Here is a 16011-nt window from a genome sequence, read left to right as displayed (position 1 = left end):
CCGTAGCAAATGGTCGAATGCGACGCCTTGCGGTAGTAGGCGCAAGGGACCAGCAGCTTTGCCGGGGAATCACAGATGGTGCGCAGGATCGACCGCGCGGGCGAGATGGAAGCCTTTGACGCGGTAGTGCGCGCAGGTAGCCTGTCGGCCGGGGCGCGAGCGCTGGGTCAGACGCCGTCCGCGCTCAGCCGGATCATCTCGCGGATCGAAGCACGGCTCGGCGTGCGGTTGCTCGTGCGGACAACACGCACGCTGACCGTGACGCCTGAGGGCGAAGCCTACTTACTGGCGGCGCGGCGCATTCTCGCGGACCTGCGCGAGTCCGAAGCGGCGATCGCCTATCAGGCGGCACCGCGCGGACGGCTGCGGGTAAGCGCGTCGCTCGCTTATGGGCGGATCACGATCGTTCCGTTGCTCGCCGATTTCGTCGCGCGTTATCCCGAAATCCTCGTCGACCTCAGCCTCAGCGACGAGCTGACCGACGTGCTCGGCGGCCAGGCGGACGTCGCGATCCGCTTCGGCCCGCTCGCCGACAGCCCGCTGACCGCGCGGCGGATCGGATCGAACGGGCGCACGATCGTCGCCGCGCCCGCTTATCTCGCGCGCGCCGGGACGCCGCGCGTGCCCGAGGATCTGTACGCGCACAATTGCCTCAACTTCAACTTCCGCCGGGTCGATCCCGGCTGGCCGTTCGTCCGCGACGGTGCGGCGTTTGCGCTGGACGTCGGCGGGACGATCGAAGCGAACAATGGCGAGACGCTGGTGCAACTGGCGCAGCAGGCGGTCGGAATCACGCGGGTTGGGAGTTTCCACGTTGCGGGCGATGTCGCGTCGGGGCGACTGGTTGCGCTGCTCGAAGTGTATAATCCGGGGGATACCGAAGACATCCACGCGATCTTCGTCGGCGGTGCGAGCACGCCGCGGCGGGTGCGGGTGTTCGTCGATTATCTGGTGGAGCGGCTTGCGGGGCAGAACTGACTCTCTGTTCTCCTGCGACGGCAGGAGTCCCGGGTTACGGGCGTCCTGCTCCATCCTCTGGCTCCTGCCTTCGCAGAAGCGCGCGCTCTACCCCTTCAGCCCCGCCTTCACCGCCGCGGGCGTGATCGGGATATGCCGCAGTCGCACGCCCGTCGCCGCGAAGATCGCGTTGCCGATCGCCGGCCCCACCACCGTGGTCGCCGGCTCGCCTAGCCCGACGGGGACTTCGGTGCTTTCGACGAAGCTGATGTCCATCTCCGGCACGTCGGCGATGCGCAGCGGCAGATAGGTGTCGAGGTTGGTGTCCTTAACCTGCCCGGCTTCGAATCCGGTGCCTTCGTGCAGCGCCATGCTCAGCCCCCACAACGCCGCGCCCTGCACCTGCGCGAGTGCGCCGTCGGGGTCGACGATCGTCCCCGCGTCGACGACCAGCGTCAGCTTCTGCACGCGGACGAAGCCGGTCGCGCGATCGACATGGACCTGCGCGACGCACGCCGACCAGGTCGGCATGTCGCGTTCCTGCCCAAAGCTCGTCGCGATTCCGAGCGCAGTGTCGGCGGGGAGCGTCGTTCCCCAACCCGCCTGCGCCGCCGCGCGCCGCACGACCTCGGCCTGCCGCAAGGCGCCGCCGACCGCGTTCGGCGCGGTACCCGCGTTGCGGCCCTTGCCGGTGAGCAGCTTGAGCCGGAACGCGACCGGATCGGTCTTGGTATGATGCGCCGCCTCGTCGATAAAGCTCTCGAGCGCCCAGTTGGTCCAGCCCGGCCCGACCGAGCGCAGCCAGCCCGGGCGGAAGGTGGTGTTGGCGAGATCGTTCGCGACCGCGCGCACCGTCTGATGCCCGACGTCATACCAGTGGTCCGCGCCCGAAATCGCGAACGGGTCGTATTGTCCGCCCTTCTTGGTCTTGGCGAGCAACGCCGGACCGGCGAGCACCTGCGTCGGCCAGCCCGCACACGCGTGATGCTCCATCGCCTGGATCTGCCCGTCGTTGCCGAACGCCATCCGCAGCCGTTGGACCGAAGGCGAGCGGACCGAATCGAACCGGACGTCGTCGGAGCGGGTCATGATCATCTTGACCGGACGCTTGAGCGCCTTGGCCGCGAGCGCCGCGGGCACGGTATAATCGCCGTTCAACCGTCGCCCGAACCCGCCGCCGAGCAAATAACTGCGCATCACCACCTTGGTCTCGGGCACGCCGAGCGCCTTGGCGAGCGTCGGCAGGATCAGGCTCTGCCACTGGTTGCCGGCGTGGATCTCGAACACGCCATCCTTCTCGAACGCGAGCGCGTTGAGCGGCTCGAGCTGGAAGTGCAGCACGGTCGCGGTCGTGTAGCGTTGCTCGATCGTCTGGCCCGCGGTGTTGCCGAAGGCGGGCGTCGAATCATCGTCGGCGATATCGAGCTTGATCCCGCCCTCCGCCTTGGCGACGAGCGCGGCGCCGTGATCGAGCAGCGCCTGCTGGGTCATGTCCGCGCCGGGGCCAGGGGTCCAGGTCACCGCGAGCAGGTCGGTCGCCTTGACCGCCGCCCAATAGCTCGTCGCGATCACCATCACCCAGCCGGGCACCGTATCCGACGGATCGTCGAGCACGAGATAGCGCAGATAGCCTTTCACGCCCTTGGCCGCGCTGTCGTCGACCGAGACGACCTTCGAGCCGTTGCGCGTCGGCGGCATCTTGGGCCGGGCATAGACCATCCCGGGAACCTTCGCGTCGATGCCGTAGATCCCGGTGCCGTTGATCTTCGCATCCATGTCGAGTGCATGGACCGGCTTGCCGATCAGGCGGCGGTCCTTGACCGGCTTGGTCGGGAGCGCCTTGAGGTCGTCGGGCGTGAACTGCCGCGCGACCGTCCCGCTCCTGGCGATATCGCCATAGGACATTGCGCGCCCGCCCGCATGGACAGCGCCCGCGCGCGCGGTGCAGCCGGCCGGGCTGACGCCCATCAGCTTCGCGCCCGCTTCGATCAGCGCGATCCGCCCCGCCGCACCCGCCTGGCTGAACACCGGATAGGTCTGCCACACCGACCAGCTGCCGCCGGTGACCATTAGCCCCCATTTGGGGTCGGTATCGACATGGACGATGCGGACCTTGTCCCACTCCGCCTCGAGTTCGTCGGCGAGGATCCGCGCGAGCGCCGTGCCGACATGCTGGCCCATCTCCGCGCGGATGATGTTGACGGTGACGATCCCGGCGGAATCGATTCCGAACCACATGCTCGGCTCGAACGACGGCCCGGTCGTTGCCACCGGCACGCTCCCCGGAACCGCCGGGTCGATCGCGGCGAGCACGCGCGAGAAGCCGAAGGCGACCCCGCCCGCCGCACTGGCGACGAGAAAGCCGCGACGGCTGAGCGCCTGGTCGGCGGCGGTGCGCAGCCGGCTCATGCCTTTGGCTCCACAGCCGCGTCGGTCTCGCTGACCGCCGACTTGCCGACCGCCTGCTTGATCGCGGCGCGGATGCGGACATAGGTCATGCACCGGCACAAATTGCCAGTCATCACCGCGTCGATCTCGGCATCGCTGGGTGCGGGAAAGTCCTTGAGCATCGCGGCGGCCTGCATGATCTGCCCCGACTGGCAGTAGCCGCATTGCGGCACCTGCAGCTCGCGCCACGCCTGTTGCAGTGGGTGGTTGGACGCCGGGTCGAGCCCCTCGATCGTCGTCACGTCCGCGCCCTCGACCGCGGCGACCGGCGTGATGCACGACCGCGTCGCGCGCCCGCCGACATGGACCGTACACGCCCCGCACATGCCGATCCCGCAGCCGAACTTGGTGCCGGTGAGGCCGATGTCGTCGCGGATTACCCACAACAGCGGGGTATCGTCCTGGACCGCGGTGGTGACGCGGCGTCCGTTGATCGTGAAGCTTGTCATTGGCCCCTGTCCTGCGCGCGGATCGCGGCGACCTTGTTCTGGAGATCGGCCCAGCCGGGCTTGCCGGTCCGGGTCGCGCGCAGCCAGTTGGCGAGGCGCGCGATGTCGGCGTCGCTGAACCCGCTGAACCCCGGCATCACCACGCCCGGCGCGCCATCCTCGGCGCTGACGCCGTGGAGGATCACGCGGACCAGATTGGTCGGATCGTCCATGCTGACCGCGCTGTTGAGCGCGAGATCGGGACGCAACGGGTTGAGCGCCTTGCCATTGTAATGACACGACGCGCACGCCCCCGCGTACAGGCGCGCGGCTGGGTCATATTGCAGACCGAGCCCGATGCCTTCGCGTGCCATCGCCTGGCGGATCGCGGCGTCGGCCTGTGCGCCCTGCGCCGCCGAGCCGTTCCGGCTCGCGAAATAGGTCGCGATCGCGGCCACGTCGGCGGGTGGCAGCTTCGACAGGCCGCGCGCCACCGCGCCCATCGGACCGGCGGCGGTGCCGTGATACTGGCTCACCCCGGTCGCGAGATAGGCGACGAGTTCGTCCTTCGACCATGGCACCGGGGCCTGGTTGGTCCTGGTCAGCGATGGCGCGACCCAGCCGTCGATCGGCGCGCCGGCATAAGCCTGGTCGTGCTTCTCCGCGCCCAGCGACCCGCGCGGCGTGTGGCAGGCGCCGCAATGGCTCAGCCCTTCCGCGAGATACGCGCCGCGATTCCATTCGGCGCTTTGCTTGGGATCGGCAACGAACCGGCCCGGATGGAAGAACAGCAGCTTCCACCCCGCCTGGAGCGCGCGGATGTTGAGCGGGAACGGGATGGTGGACGAGATTTCCTTCGCCTCGACCGGCGGGCGCGTCATGAAATAAGCGTAAAGCGCCGCGACGTCGCCGTCGCTCAACTTGCTGAAGTGATCGTAGGGGAACGCCGGGAACAGATGCGCGCCGTCCCGCCGGACGCCGTGCCGCATCGCGCGTTCGAACGCGGCCTCGGACCAGCCGCCGATCCCGGTCTTGCGGTCGGGGGTGATGTTGGTCGAATAGATCGTCCCGAACTGCGTCGCCATCGCATAGCCGCCGGCAAAGGGCTGACCGCCGCGTACCGTATGGCAGGCGGCGCAATAGCCAGCGCTGGCAAGGACTTCGCCCTTGGCGACCAGGGCGGGCGCGAAGCTCGTCGCTGCGGGTTGCGGGATCTTCGCGATCGACGGACGCCACGCGAACACGCCGAAGCCGACCGTCCCGAGCACCACGACGCCGATCACGATCAACAGGATCCGTTTCAGCATGACACCCGCGACTTCATCGATAACCCCTTGGCCGGTGACAGAGTATTTGCCTCCCATCTACCTCCCCTCGTCGAACGTCCAGTGGAACATGACGCGCGCCGCGCCTAAGGACCGGACGAGCCTCCGCGAACGGGCCGCATCAGGACTTTGACGATTGATGATAGGTACTTGGAATTCGGTAATATTTGACGAAGACGCGAAGCCGCAACGGCGCGGTGAGGGCGACACCGTGCTTTGGGATGTCCACCGCCATGATCTCGGCGCGATTGCCGAACGGGCCCGCCTGCGGCGGCTGCAGCCGCGCAGGGGAGTCGACTTCGCATCGAACGACTATCTTGCGCTCGCAACCTCCCAGCGGCTGCGCGATGCGGTTGGCGCGGCGCTCGATCGCGGAGTGTCGATCGGATCGGGCGGGTCGCGACTCCTGCGCGGCAACGATCCAGAGCATGAAGCGCTCGAGGCGGAGGCTGCGGCGTTCTTCGGCAGCGAGACCGCCTTGTTCTTCGCGAGCGGTTTTGCCGCCAATGCGGCGTTGTTCGCGACGCTGCCGCAGCGGGGCGACCTGGTCGTCCACGACGCACTGATCCATGCGAGCGCGCATGAGGGCATGCGGCTCGGCCGAGCCGAGACGATCGGCGCCGCCCACAACGACCCGGACGCCATCGACGCCGCCATCACCGGCTGGCGCGCACGCGGCGGGACCGGCTGCGTGTGGATCGCGGTGGAGACCCTCTACAGCATGGACGGCGACCGCGCCCCGCTCGCCGCTTTGGCAGAGGTCGCGGCGCGCCACGATACGATTCTGCTGATCGACGAAGCGCATGCCTCCGGGGTATTCGGGCCGGACGGTCGCGGACTGGCTGCGGGTCTGGAAGGACGTGAGAACGTCATCACGCTGCGGACCTGCGGCAAGGCGCTGGGGTGCGAGGGCGCTTTGCTATGCGGACCGGCCGTCGCGCGCGACTTCCTGGTCAACCGCGCGCGCGGCTTCATCTTCTCGACCGCGCCGTCGCCGCTGATGGCGAGCGCGGTGCGCGAAAGCCTGCGCATCCTCGCGGACGAACCCGAGCGCCGCGTCCGGCTCGCCGCGCTGGTGGCCTATGCCGAACGCGCGCTCGCCCCGTGCGGGGTGACGCCGACCGGATCGCAGATCCTGCCGCTGCTGATCGGTGACGACGCCGCGACGATGCACGCGGCGTCCGCGTTGCAGGCGGCGGGGTTCGACATCCGCGGCATCCGGCCGCCGACCGTCCCCGCCGGGACCTCGCGGCTGCGCATCTCGCTGACCCTCAACGTCACCGAGGCGGACATCGATCGCCTCGCCCATGCCTTGCACGAGATCCTGCCATGACCGCCCCGACCTTCATCGTCACCGGCACCGACACCGACGTCGGCAAGACCGTCTTCGCCGCCGCGCTCGCCGGCGCGCTGCACGCGCAGTACTGGAAACCGGTGCAGGCGGGGCTCGATCCGCGCAGCGATGCCGACAGCGTCGCCGCGCTGTCCGGCCTGCCGCCCGAACGGATCCTGCCCGAGGCATACCGGCTCGCGACGCCCCGCTCGCCGCACCGCGCGGCGGCGATCGACGGGGTGACGATCGACCTCGACCGGCTCGCGCTGCCGACGGTCAGCGGGCCGCTGGTCGTGGAGGGCGCGGGCGGTGTGCTGGTGCCGATCACCCCGGACCTGCTGTTCGCCGACCTGTTCGCGCGCTGGGGCAAGCCGGTCGTGCTGGTCGCGCGGACCGGGCTGGGGACGATCAACCACAGCCTGTTGTCGATCGAGGCGCTGCGTCACCGCGGCGTGCCGATCCACGGCGTCGCCTTCATCGGCGATGCCGAGCCCGACAGCGAGGCGACGATCGCACGGATCGGCGGGGTCACGCGCCTCGGCCGCTTGCCGCGGCTGGGCACGCTCGACGCGACGACGCTGGCCGCCGCTTTCGCCGAGCATTTCGACACGGCGGCGTTCCGATGAGCCACGGGCCGATCTGGCATCCCTTCACCCAGCACGGTCTCGGCGAGCCGATCCCGCGGGTCAGCCATGCGTCGGGCGCGATCCTGCATACGGCGGACGGGCGGCGGATCGTCGATGCGATCTCGTCCTGGTGGGTGACGACGCACGGCCATTGCCACCCGCGCATCATGGCGGCGATCGCCGAGCAGGCGCAGCGGCTCGACCAGATCATCTTCGCCGGCTGGACCCACGAACCCGCCGAGACGCTCGCGCGGGCGCTCATCGCGTTGCTGCCGCCCGTGCTGACGCGCGTGTTCTTCTCGGATTCCGGGTCGACCAGCGTCGAGGTCGCGCTGAAGATGGCGCTCGGCTATTGGGCCAACCGCGGCGCCCCGCGCGACCGGATCCTGGTGCTGGAGCACAGCTATCACGGCGATACGATCGGCGCGATGTCGGTCGGTGCGCGCGGCGTGTTCAACCAGGCGTACGGCGCATTGCTGTTCGACGTGGGAACCATCCCCTTCCCCGCCGCCGGGCACGAGCAAGCGACGCTCGACGCGCTCGAGGCGGCGTGCCGCGAGGCCCCCGCCGCGTTCATCGTCGAGCCGCTCGTGCTCGGCGCAGGGGGGATGCTGTTCTACCCGGCATGGGTGCTGGCCGAGATGCGCGCGATCTGCGCACGGTACGACGTGCTGTTCATCGCGGATGAAGTGATGACCGGCTGGGGCCGCACCGGCACGTTGCTCGCCTGCGAACAGGCCGCGGTGGTGCCCGATATCCTGTGCCTGTCGAAGGGGTTGACCGGGGGCGCGGTGCCGCTCGCGGTAACGCTCGCGACCGAGGCGATCTACGCTGCGCATTTCTCGACCGACCGGTCGAAGATGTTCTTCCATTCGTCGAGCTACACCGCCAACCCGATCGCCTGCGCCGCCGCCAACGCCAATCTCGCGATCTGGCGCGACGAGCCGGTCGCAGCACGGATCGCCGAGCTGGCCGCGCGCCAGACGGCGCGGCTCGGGGGACTGGCCGGGCATCGCAACGTTCGCGCGGCGCGGACGCTGGGGACGATCGCCGCGCTCGACCTGGTCGATCCGGCAGGCGGCGGATATCTGTCGACCCTCGGGCCTGCGCTGCTCAAACGGTTCCGGGACGCGGACCTGCTGCTGCGGCCACTTGGCAATACGGTGTACGTCATGCCGCCCTATGCAATCGAAGCGGACGATCTCGATCGCGTCTACGCCGCGATCGGCGAAGCAGCGGACGCCCTGGGGTGACCGGGTAATGGTCGGCCGGCGGCACTGCGGCCAGTAGCGCAGGATCGCCCGCTAACCCGTTCCCCTTCCGTTCGTTTCCCCCTATCAGACGTTAATGGAGCCGCCGCCCCGGAAAATCATCCACGTCGACATGGACGCCTTCTTTGCGTCGGTCGAACAACGCGACGATCCGTCTTTGCGCGGAAAGCCGATCGCGGTGGGGTCGTCCGCCGCGCGCGGGGTGGTGGCCGCGGCGAGTTACGAGGCGCGTGTGTTCGGCGTTCGCTCCGCCCTGCCCTCGGTGACCGCAGCGCGGCGCTGCCCCGACCTGATCTTCGTCCCGCCGCGATTCGACGTGTACAAACAGGTGTCGCGGCAGATCCAGGCGATCTTCCAGGACTATACCCCGCTCGTCCAGCCGCTGTCGCTCGACGAGGCGTATCTCGACGTGACCGCCAACCTGCAGGGGCTGCCGACCGCCTGGGCGACCGCCAAGGCGATCCGCGCGCGCATCCTTGCGGAAACCGGGCTGACGGCCTCGGCCGGCATTTCGTACAACAAGTTCCTCGCGAAACTGGCGTCCGACCAGCGCAAGCCGAACGGCCAGTTCGCGGTGACGCCCGACATGGGAGCGTCGTGGGTCGAGACGCTGCCGGTCGCGCGCTTCCACGGCGTCGGCCCGGTGACCGCCAAGAAGATGCACAGCCTGGGCATCACCACCGGCGCGGACCTGCGCGCCAAATCGCTGGAATTCCTGCGCGCGCATTTCGGCAATGCCGCCGATTGGTATCACGCGATCGCGCGCGGCGAGGACCATCGCCCGGTCGACCCCGACCGCATCCGCAAATCGTCGGGCTCGGAGACGACGTTCAACCGCGACCTGTTCGATCCGGTCGAGATCGAGGCGGGCGTGCAGCAGATGGCGGACGACGTCTGGGGCTGGTGCGCGAAGGCGCAGGCTTACGGCCGGACGGCGACCGTCAAGGTCAAATACGCCGACTTCCAGCAGATCACTCGCAGCCGAACCTATCCGACGGCAATCGACACCGAGGCAAAGCTGCGCGCGGCGAGTCGCGAGTTGATCCGGACCGTGCTGCCGCCGATCAAGGGGATCCGGCTGGTCGGCGTCACGGTCTCGACGTTCGACCCATTGGCGGAAGGGACCGTCGCGCTGCCGCTGTTCGACGCCGACGGTCCCTGAGCGCGCTCAGAACAGCCAGTTGCTCCATTGGGCGACCGCAACCCAGTCGTTGTTGCGGCGCTGGAACGCGTAGGTCGTCCCCCAATGCTCGATGTTGATCGTCACAAAGCCCATCGTGTCCGACCACACCGGATCCGAGATGACGTATTTGAGATAGCATTTTTGCGAAAGGCGCACGAGCGGCCACCAACGGGCATCGACCCTCGGCACGCCGAACCCACCACCCAGATCGACCGTCTTGCTCTGCCCCGTCCGCGACAGGACCATCGCCGCGCTGTTCAGCCGCTGCTGGTCGAGAAAGCCGAGCGCCGGCGTTGCGTTGACCGGGTCGGGGATGTGCGCTGGCTTGTCGACGATCGTATCCTGGTAGATCTGCCGCGCGGTCAGTGCCGCGTTCGATCGCAGCGGCGTTACGACGTGCCAGGCGAGCGGACGGCGCGACGGCGGTGGTGCCACCGACATGGTCGCGAAGATCGCCAGCGGCTTGCCGTTGGTACGATTGTCGACACAGATCGTGTTGCCATCATCGGTCAGGATTTTCAGCGTCGCGCGAACGAGTTTTTGCGAATCGTCGAAAGGCGGCTGCGGCGTTCGCGCGCATCCACCGATCGCCAGCACCGCGGCCATTGCCAACATCGCCCGCTGCATCCGGCTCCCCCGTCGTTGAACCCGCTCAGTCACAGATCGATCGCCGCATTCTTGATACTCCCTTCGGCTGAAACACGCCGTTTATTGCCCCCAACGTAAAGACTTAAATGCATTCCCCAGACGGACGAAGCCGTCCCGCAGCAGGATTCGACGCCATCAAAACTGTCGCAATCGTCTTGCAGATTGCCTATAGGGTAAGAATGGCTGTGCAGGTATCCGAATTTAACCGCGGCGAAAACAAGGCTCGCTCGCTGATCGTGGGGGCGCTTTCCGCCACGTTGTTGCTTGCCGCCCTGTTCCCGCAGAACACGCGCGCGGTGTTCATCACCGACGGCGGACTGCCCGGGGCCAAGGCCTTCACCGCAACGCTCGGCACGACGGGTCCGGGACAACGCAGCAGCTATCTGTCCGGCATCGCCGCACCGCGCGGTCCGCTGGACCGGCGCTCCGCTACGACCCCGGCCGCCTACGGTCCCGCGCGTCGCGCCGATACGCCGGCGGTAGCCTTTACACGCGGGGTTCCGCCGACGGCGCCGGTCGGGACCGGCCCTGTCGAAGTCGCCGCCAACACCGTCTCCCCGCCCGGGCGCGATGCGCTCGTCGACGCCGGTCTGGGAACGCCCGCGTCGGGCACCGCCCAACCGTTCACGCCCGCCATCTCCCAGCCCGTCGCGGGAGCGTCTGGCTTCAGTGGGGCAAATCCGGGAACCGGAACGCCCGGAACGACGACGCCGGGGACGACCACCCCTGGAACGACGACGCCGGGCACGACCACGCCCGGAACGCCGACGCCGGTGTCCGCCGTGCCGGAGCCTTCGACCTGGGCGATGCTGCTCGGTGGCTTCCTGATGGTCGGTTGCGCATTGCGGTTGCGCCGACGGGGCGTCCGCGGCTTTGGCGAGAGCGTCGGCGAAGCCTGACGCGCGACCGGGTCACTTGAGTTCGAGCGCGTTTCCGGAAATCGTGACCGGGCCAAGGCGCGAGAGCAGGTCCTGTCCCAGCAACGACACGCGCAATCCTCGCCGCACGACCGCCGCGTCGACACCGGCAACCGTATGCCCGGCAAGGGCAACCTGATCCAGCGTGACGCGATCGATGGCGGACGGCCCGGCCGCCGTCTCCATCACCGCATGCCGTGATGCCACCGTGTCGGTGGCGCCGACCCGCATGGCATCCCCGGGCGTAAGGACGACCATGGTCGCGCCGGTATCGACCAGGAACCGCACCTTGACGCCGTTCACGCGCGCGGTGACGTAGAACAGCCCGTCGGTGGCGCGCGTGAAGCGCCGCCGCATCGTCGGCGGCGCGTCCGAATCTTCCGGCACCGTCCGCGCGGCGACGATCCGGGCGGTCTGCGCCGACGCCGTGACCGACTCACCCGATGGCGCATGCGCGCTGAGCGAAAGCCCGGCAAAGGCCAGTAATCCGACCAGGCCGGGAGTCGCCAAGAGAGCTTTGACCGCGAACATGCCGCTGCAATGCCCCACCGGGCATAAACAGCGGGTGCGCGGGTCTGGTTAGCGCGGCCTTAAGCGTCCGCGGCACCCGTCTCCAGCAGGTCGCGTTCCCGCACGATCAGACGACGCCGCCGGAACCACTGGACCAGCGCCCCGATGCCGATCAGCAGGCCTGCCACCCCGAATTCCGACGCCCACACCCAATAGGGCCAGCGCATCGTCTTCAGCGACCGGAACAGGACATAATGGTCCGGCGCAACGCGGAAGCCGGCATAACGGTACAGCCGGAACAGTTCGCCCGGCAGGGCATTGCGCACCAATATCCCCTGTCGCGCGCTTTCGGTCGCGTTCTGCGCGGTTCCGTCGGTTGCCGACAGTTCGATGAAGTACCGGATATCGGACGGGTCGGCACCGACATCGACCATCGGCGCGAACCGCACGTTGCGCCGCGCCAGCCACAGATCCTCATCGAACGCGGACGTCCGCGTGTACAGGACGTTGCCGCGCAATTCGGTGAAGCCCTCTGCCGGAACGGCGGGAACGGTCGTGCTCGCGGTGATCCGTTGCAGCGGGCGTTGCACGCTTGGCAGCATCAGCACCATGATCACGGCGATCAGCGCCGCCACGAAACAGCCGCCCGCAATGAACAGCAGGACATTCAGAAACCGTGTCGCCTCGAGGATCGCACGGCTGAGGTTGTTGCGCACCGGCAGCACGTCCGTCGCGGGGACTGCCGCACTGGAGGCCGCCGCGGACTTGCGGCGCCGTCGCGTGAACAGGAAGGGCAGCGGGGCGAGGATCAGAACGAACAGCAGAAACGTCAGCAGCGGATGATAGACGCCGAATTCGTTGAACTGCCACTCGGCGAGCAGCGCCACCACGCCACGATAGGTACCGGCCTGCCAGGTGAAGAATGCCACCACCAGGATGATCCAGAGCGGCAACAGCACCCGCGACGGATGCCGACGCACCGAATGGAACCGTACGCGCATGCTACTTCCTACTCACACAACTACAACTGCTTAATATCAGGTTCATAAAGAGGATCACGCCGGTGTCAAAACACGATCGCGCGCCCAGCGCGCCTGGCATGTCCGAGTTCAGGAATGGTCGATCGGGACCCTCCGGTCGCCGCGGCGTTGCCGCACGATCGCAACCCCTGCAAAGCGCCTGCAACGAGAATTGGTCCATAGTGCGACCGCCCCATCAGCCCGATTTCGGAACAGGGCTTAGCGCTTTATCGAATATTTTCCAAAAGGTTAGAAAGTCGACATGTATTTCCTAGCCAAAACAGCGGCGTGATCCCCGGTGTAGCGCGGCTCGTCTTAACAAATACTCGCAACCACCACCGTAAAACTGTCCGTCATCCGAATGTATGAGACGATTCGGACCCGAACGCTTCACGTCGTCGTCGATTTACGACGTCCCGGAGCCCGACCGGCCTGCCTGACGCCTCCGGGTCTACGAGAGCTTGCGGATCGTCTCGTCGAGTGCGGCAACCCGTATCCCGAACTTGCGCACGACGAGGTGGTTCTGAACCAGTTTGCCGCCGGGCTGGAGGTACATCCACTGCTGCACGTCGAAGCCGCCCTTCAGCCGGAACCGGACATGGAAACGGTTGCCCGCCACATCGCCGCGCACCGGACCGATCGCATCGGTCAACCGGCCATCGAACTTCCCGCCCCCGACGGCGTGCAATGTCCATTGGCGATCCCGCGGTGGCTTGCCTTCGACCACGACATGCTGCGCAAGAACGATCGTGTCGGGCGCGGTGAGCGTACCCGTCCCCTGCACATGCGTCGCCTTGTGCCGGGACGCGATCCGGTGGAACACGCCCTCCCCCTCGGTCCGCCCCGCGAAAAAGGCGGTGGGGGAAAATTCCGGCGTCGCGGCGTCCGCCAACGCCGGAACGAGAGCGGAACCGCTCAGGAGCGCGATGATCCCGTATCCGTAGCGCATCCTCAGCCCTTATGCCGCGGTCGCCGGGGCGGGCGTGTCCGCGACGATCCGCACGGGGACGGACTTGCTGGCCGGTGTCTTGGACAGTTCGTCATGATGGCTGACCGGGACCAGCACGTTGCACTCGGGATAATAACCCGCCAGCGTCCCGCGCGGAATCTTGTACGCGGTCAGCGTGAGGTTGCCGAGCTGGCGGTCCTGCCCGTCGTCGACATCGGTGATCAACCGGATCTTCTGGCCATCCGACAGGCCGGCCTCGGCGATATCGTCGGGGTTCATCAGCAAGACGTCGCGAGTCCCCTCGATCCCGCGGAAGCGGTCCGAATAGCCGTAGATCGTCGTGTTGAACTGATCGTTCGACCGGAGCGTGATCAGCCGGAAACGGCCGGGCGCATCCTGGAAGCCGATCGAATTGAGTTCTCCGGGCGTGGTGAACACGGCCTTCCCCGATTCGGTCTTCCAGATCCGCTGGTGCGCGCCGTTGCCTCGGTAGAAGCCACCGGCCTGGTACATCCGCGCATTATAGTCGCGGAAATCGTCGGGATAGGTCTTCTCGATCAGGTCCCGGACGAGTCCGTAATCGGCGGTCCAGGCATCCCAATGGAGATGCTCGCTCGGTGGCAGCGTGGCCTTGGCGATCGCGGTGACGATCGCGAGTTCGCTCATGACCTTGTCGGACACCGGCGTGCGGTGCCCGATCGATGCGCTGATCATCGAGAAGCTGTCTTCGCTGGTGATCGTCTGCGCGCCGCCCGCCTGCTCGTCTTCCTCGAACCGGCCGAGGCACGGCAGGATATAGGCGAGCTTGCCCGGGAAGAGATGGCTGCGGTTGAGCTTGGTCGAGACCATCACGGTCAGGTCCTGCCCGGCCCAGGCCTGCTCCATGCGCTTCTGGTCGGGCACCGCCCGCACGAGATTCCCGCCGAGCGAGATGAACGCGCGCACCTTGCCCGCGAACAGCGCCTCGGTCGCCTCGACGATGTTCATGCCGTCCTCGGTCGGCGGGTCGAAGTGATACAGTGCCTTCAGCTTGTCGACGGGGATGAGGTGGATCTTCTCGGCGATGCCGACGGTCCGCTGCCCCTGGACGTTGCTGTGCCCGCGCACCGGGCAGCACCCTGCTCCGGGACGCCCTATATTACCGCGCAAGAGCAAAAGGTTGACGAGCATCGCGATGTTCAGCGCCCCGTGCGTGTGCTGGGTCAGGCCCATCCCGTACACGCCGATGACGTTCTTGGCCGCAATGTAGACGTTGCCCGCATCGCGCAGCGCGGCTTCCGTCAGCCCGCTTTCCTGCTCGATCTCCGCCCAGGTGACGGCACGGCACTTCTCCAGGAAGGAATCGAACCCGGTGGTGTGCTGCGCGATGAACGCATGATCGATCACCTGCGCCTTGCCGGCGGCCTTGGCGGCGTCGTCGGCCTCGACCACGACCTTGCACATGCCGAGCATCGCCGCGATGTCGCCGCCTGCCTTCAACTGGTGATACTGGTCGGAGATCTTGGTCTCCTTCCCGGTCAGCATCGCCGCCGGGCTTTGCGGGTCGACGAAGGACACGAGGCCCTGTTCCACGATCGGGTTGAAGGTGACGATCTTCGCGCCACGATCCTTCGCGTCCTTCAGCGGATGAAGAAAGCGCGGGCTGTTCGTCCCCGGGTTCTGCCCGAAGAAGAAGAAGGCGTCCGCCTCCGCCAGATCGTCCCACACGATCGTACCGACGGGCGACCCGATCACCTTGGTCAGTCCGACCGAGGTCGTCTCGTGGCACATGTTCGAGCTTTGGGGCAGGTTGTTCGTGCCATAAACCCGGGCGAGCAACGCGTAGAGATACGATGCCTCGAGCCCGGCATGGCCCGACGCGTAAAAGACCGCGCTGTCGGGATCGAGCGGCTTGAGCACCCGGGCGATGCCGGCGAAGGCTTCGTCCCAAGTGGTTTCGACATAGCGGTCGGTCGCCGCGTCGTAGCGCAGCGGATGCGTCAGCCGCCCGGTCTTTTCGAGATCATGGTCGCGCCAGCTGCGCAACTCGGTGACGCTGTGACCGTCTTTGTCCCAGAACGCCGGCGTACAGCGCGCGCTGGTCGATTCCCACAGCGTCGCTTTTGCGCCATTCTCGCAGAATTCGAAGGCCGAATAATTGACCGGCTTGGGCCAGGCGCAGGACGCGCACATCACGCCCTTTGGCTTGTTCAGCTTGCCCAGGCTCGAAAGCGCGGCCGGGCTGGCCCAGGTTTCGCCGAAAATCTGCGCAATGCCCTTGAGCGACCCCCATCCTCCCGCCGGACCCGGCGAATGTGGCAAGTCCTTCGGCAAGTTCGAAAGATCCGACGGCGCTTGCGACAGGTCCTTGTCCGACATGATCAATCCTATTCCCTCTCGCCCCATGGTCCGGGGCCC

Annotated in this window: 14 protein-coding genes; 6 read left to right on the top strand and 8 right to left on the bottom strand. The window is 67.4% G+C overall.

Annotated elements, in window-relative coordinates; all coding sequences use genetic code 11:
• Positions 1-75 precede the first annotated feature (75 nt).
• A complete protein-coding gene (locus tag L8G49_RS05140; protein WP_242182967.1) occupies positions 76-978 on the top strand; it encodes a LysR substrate-binding domain-containing protein in 903 nt (300 codons plus the stop codon).
• 87 nt (positions 979-1065) lie between these two features.
• Here L8G49_RS05140 and L8G49_RS05135 read toward each other — a convergent pair whose 3' ends face one another.
• From L8G49_RS05135 to L8G49_RS05125, 3 genes are read right to left on the bottom strand one after another with little or no spacing between them, the layout of a single operon-like run.
• Positions 1066-3366, bottom strand: a complete 2301-nt coding sequence (locus L8G49_RS05135) for a molybdopterin cofactor-binding domain-containing protein (protein ID WP_242182964.1) — start codon at positions 3364-3366, stop codon at positions 1066-1068.
• A complete protein-coding gene (locus L8G49_RS05130; RefSeq protein ID WP_242182962.1) occupies positions 3363-3854 on the bottom strand; it encodes a (2Fe-2S)-binding protein in 492 nt (163 codons plus the stop codon). The genes L8G49_RS05135 and L8G49_RS05130 overlap by 4 nt, the downstream gene beginning before the upstream one ends.
• A complete protein-coding gene (locus L8G49_RS05125; RefSeq protein ID WP_242182961.1) occupies positions 3851-5140 on the bottom strand; it encodes a cytochrome c in 1290 nt (429 codons plus the stop codon). Before L8G49_RS05125 ends, L8G49_RS05130 begins: the two co-directional genes overlap by 4 nt.
• Before the next feature lie 154 nt (positions 5141-5294).
• Here L8G49_RS05125 and L8G49_RS05120 point away from each other — a divergent pair, with 154 nt between their 5' ends.
• The 4 genes from L8G49_RS05120 (at position 5295) to dinB (ending at position 9550) form a co-directional block, all read left to right on the top strand.
• Positions 5295-6491, top strand: coding sequence for an 8-amino-7-oxononanoate synthase (locus L8G49_RS05120; protein WP_242182959.1), 1197 nt, complete (start codon positions 5295-5297; stop codon positions 6489-6491).
• Positions 6488-7117, top strand: coding sequence for a dethiobiotin synthase (gene bioD, locus L8G49_RS05115; RefSeq protein WP_242182957.1), 630 nt, complete (start codon positions 6488-6490; stop codon positions 7115-7117). The genes L8G49_RS05120 and bioD overlap by 4 nt, the downstream gene beginning before the upstream one ends.
• Entirely contained in the window at positions 7114-8370 is a 1257-nt protein-coding gene (locus L8G49_RS05110) for an adenosylmethionine--8-amino-7-oxononanoate transaminase (RefSeq protein WP_242182955.1), read from the top strand. The genes bioD and L8G49_RS05110 overlap by 4 nt, the downstream gene beginning before the upstream one ends.
• Before the next feature lie 94 nt (positions 8371-8464).
• Positions 8465-9550 (top strand): DNA polymerase IV, encoded by a 1086-nt coding sequence (dinB, locus tag L8G49_RS05105; RefSeq protein WP_277923107.1) that lies wholly within the window; start codon positions 8465-8467, stop codon positions 9548-9550.
• Positions 9551-9556: 6 nt separating this feature from the next.
• On the opposite strand, the gene L8G49_RS05100 is transcribed toward dinB, so the two are convergent.
• Positions 9557-10198, bottom strand: coding sequence for a hypothetical protein (locus tag L8G49_RS05100; protein ID WP_242182950.1), 642 nt, complete (start codon positions 10196-10198; stop codon positions 9557-9559).
• Between the two features lie 200 nt (positions 10199-10398).
• Between L8G49_RS05100 and L8G49_RS05095 the strand changes: the two genes are divergently transcribed.
• Complete coding sequence (locus tag L8G49_RS05095) at positions 10399-11118, top strand: PEPxxWA-CTERM sorting domain-containing protein (protein ID WP_242139356.1); 720 nt, start codon at positions 10399-10401, stop codon at positions 11116-11118.
• Between the two features lie 12 nt (positions 11119-11130).
• Here L8G49_RS05095 and L8G49_RS05090 read toward each other — a convergent pair whose 3' ends face one another.
• From L8G49_RS05090 to L8G49_RS05075, 4 genes are all read right to left on the bottom strand, one after another.
• Positions 11131-11646: a TIGR02281 family clan AA aspartic protease gene (locus L8G49_RS05090; protein ID WP_242182948.1), complete on the bottom strand. Its 516-nt coding sequence runs from the start codon at positions 11644-11646 to the stop codon at positions 11131-11133.
• 80 nt (positions 11647-11726) lie between these two features.
• Positions 11727-12647: a hypothetical protein gene (locus L8G49_RS05085; protein WP_242139354.1), complete on the bottom strand. Its 921-nt coding sequence runs from the start codon at positions 12645-12647 to the stop codon at positions 11727-11729.
• A gap of 469 nt (positions 12648-13116) precedes the next feature.
• Positions 13117-13614 carry a DUF3833 family protein gene (locus tag L8G49_RS05080; protein ID WP_242182946.1) on the bottom strand — a complete coding sequence of 166 codons (498 nt, stop codon included), beginning with the start codon at positions 13612-13614 and terminating at the stop codon, positions 13117-13119.
• 9 nt (positions 13615-13623) lie between these two features.
• Positions 13624-15972, bottom strand: coding sequence for an FdhF/YdeP family oxidoreductase (locus L8G49_RS05075; RefSeq protein ID WP_242182944.1), 2349 nt, complete (start codon positions 15970-15972; stop codon positions 13624-13626).
• Positions 15973-16011 lie beyond the last annotated feature (39 nt).

The organism is Sphingomonas sp. CARO-RG-8B-R24-01, from assembly GCF_022662295.1.
Classification (GTDB): Bacteria; Pseudomonadota; Alphaproteobacteria; order Sphingomonadales; family Sphingomonadaceae; genus Sphingomonas.
The sequence above is the reverse complement of the archived record's forward strand: the minus strand, read 5'-3'. Positions and strand labels throughout refer to the sequence as shown.

Excerpts from the sequence above, each read along its gene's own strand:
- L8G49_RS05085 (WP_242139354.1), bottom strand. The coding sequence starts at position 12,647 with ATGCGCGTACGGTTCCATTCGGTGCGTCGGCATCCGTCGCGGGTGCTG.
- L8G49_RS05135 (WP_242182964.1), bottom strand. The coding sequence starts at position 3,366 with ATGAGCCGGCTGCGCACCGCCGCCGACCAGGCGCTCAGCCGTCGCGGC.
- L8G49_RS05100 (WP_242182950.1), bottom strand. The coding sequence starts at position 10,198 with ATGCAGCGGGCGATGTTGGCAATGGCCGCGGTGCTGGCGATCGGTGGA.
- L8G49_RS05110 (WP_242182955.1), top strand. The coding sequence starts at position 7,114 with ATGAGCCACGGGCCGATCTGGCATCCCTTCACCCAGCACGGTCTCGGC.
- bioD (WP_242182957.1), top strand. The coding sequence starts at position 6,488 with ATGACCGCCCCGACCTTCATCGTCACCGGCACCGACACCGACGTCGGC.
- dinB (WP_277923107.1), top strand. The coding sequence starts at position 8,465 with ATGGAGCCGCCGCCCCGGAAAATCATCCACGTCGACATGGACGCCTTC.
- L8G49_RS05080 (WP_242182946.1), bottom strand. The coding sequence starts at position 13,614 with ATGCGCTACGGATACGGGATCATCGCGCTCCTGAGCGGTTCCGCTCTC.
- L8G49_RS05130 (WP_242182962.1), bottom strand. The coding sequence starts at position 3,854 with ATGACAAGCTTCACGATCAACGGACGCCGCGTCACCACCGCGGTCCAG.
- L8G49_RS05095 (WP_242139356.1), top strand. The coding sequence starts at position 10,399 with ATGGCTGTGCAGGTATCCGAATTTAACCGCGGCGAAAACAAGGCTCGC.
- L8G49_RS05140 (WP_242182967.1), top strand. The coding sequence starts at position 76 with ATGGTGCGCAGGATCGACCGCGCGGGCGAGATGGAAGCCTTTGACGCG.
- L8G49_RS05075 (WP_242182944.1), bottom strand. The coding sequence starts at position 15,972 with ATGTCGGACAAGGACCTGTCGCAAGCGCCGTCGGATCTTTCGAACTTG.
- L8G49_RS05125 (WP_242182961.1), bottom strand. The coding sequence starts at position 5,140 with ATGCTGAAACGGATCCTGTTGATCGTGATCGGCGTCGTGGTGCTCGGG.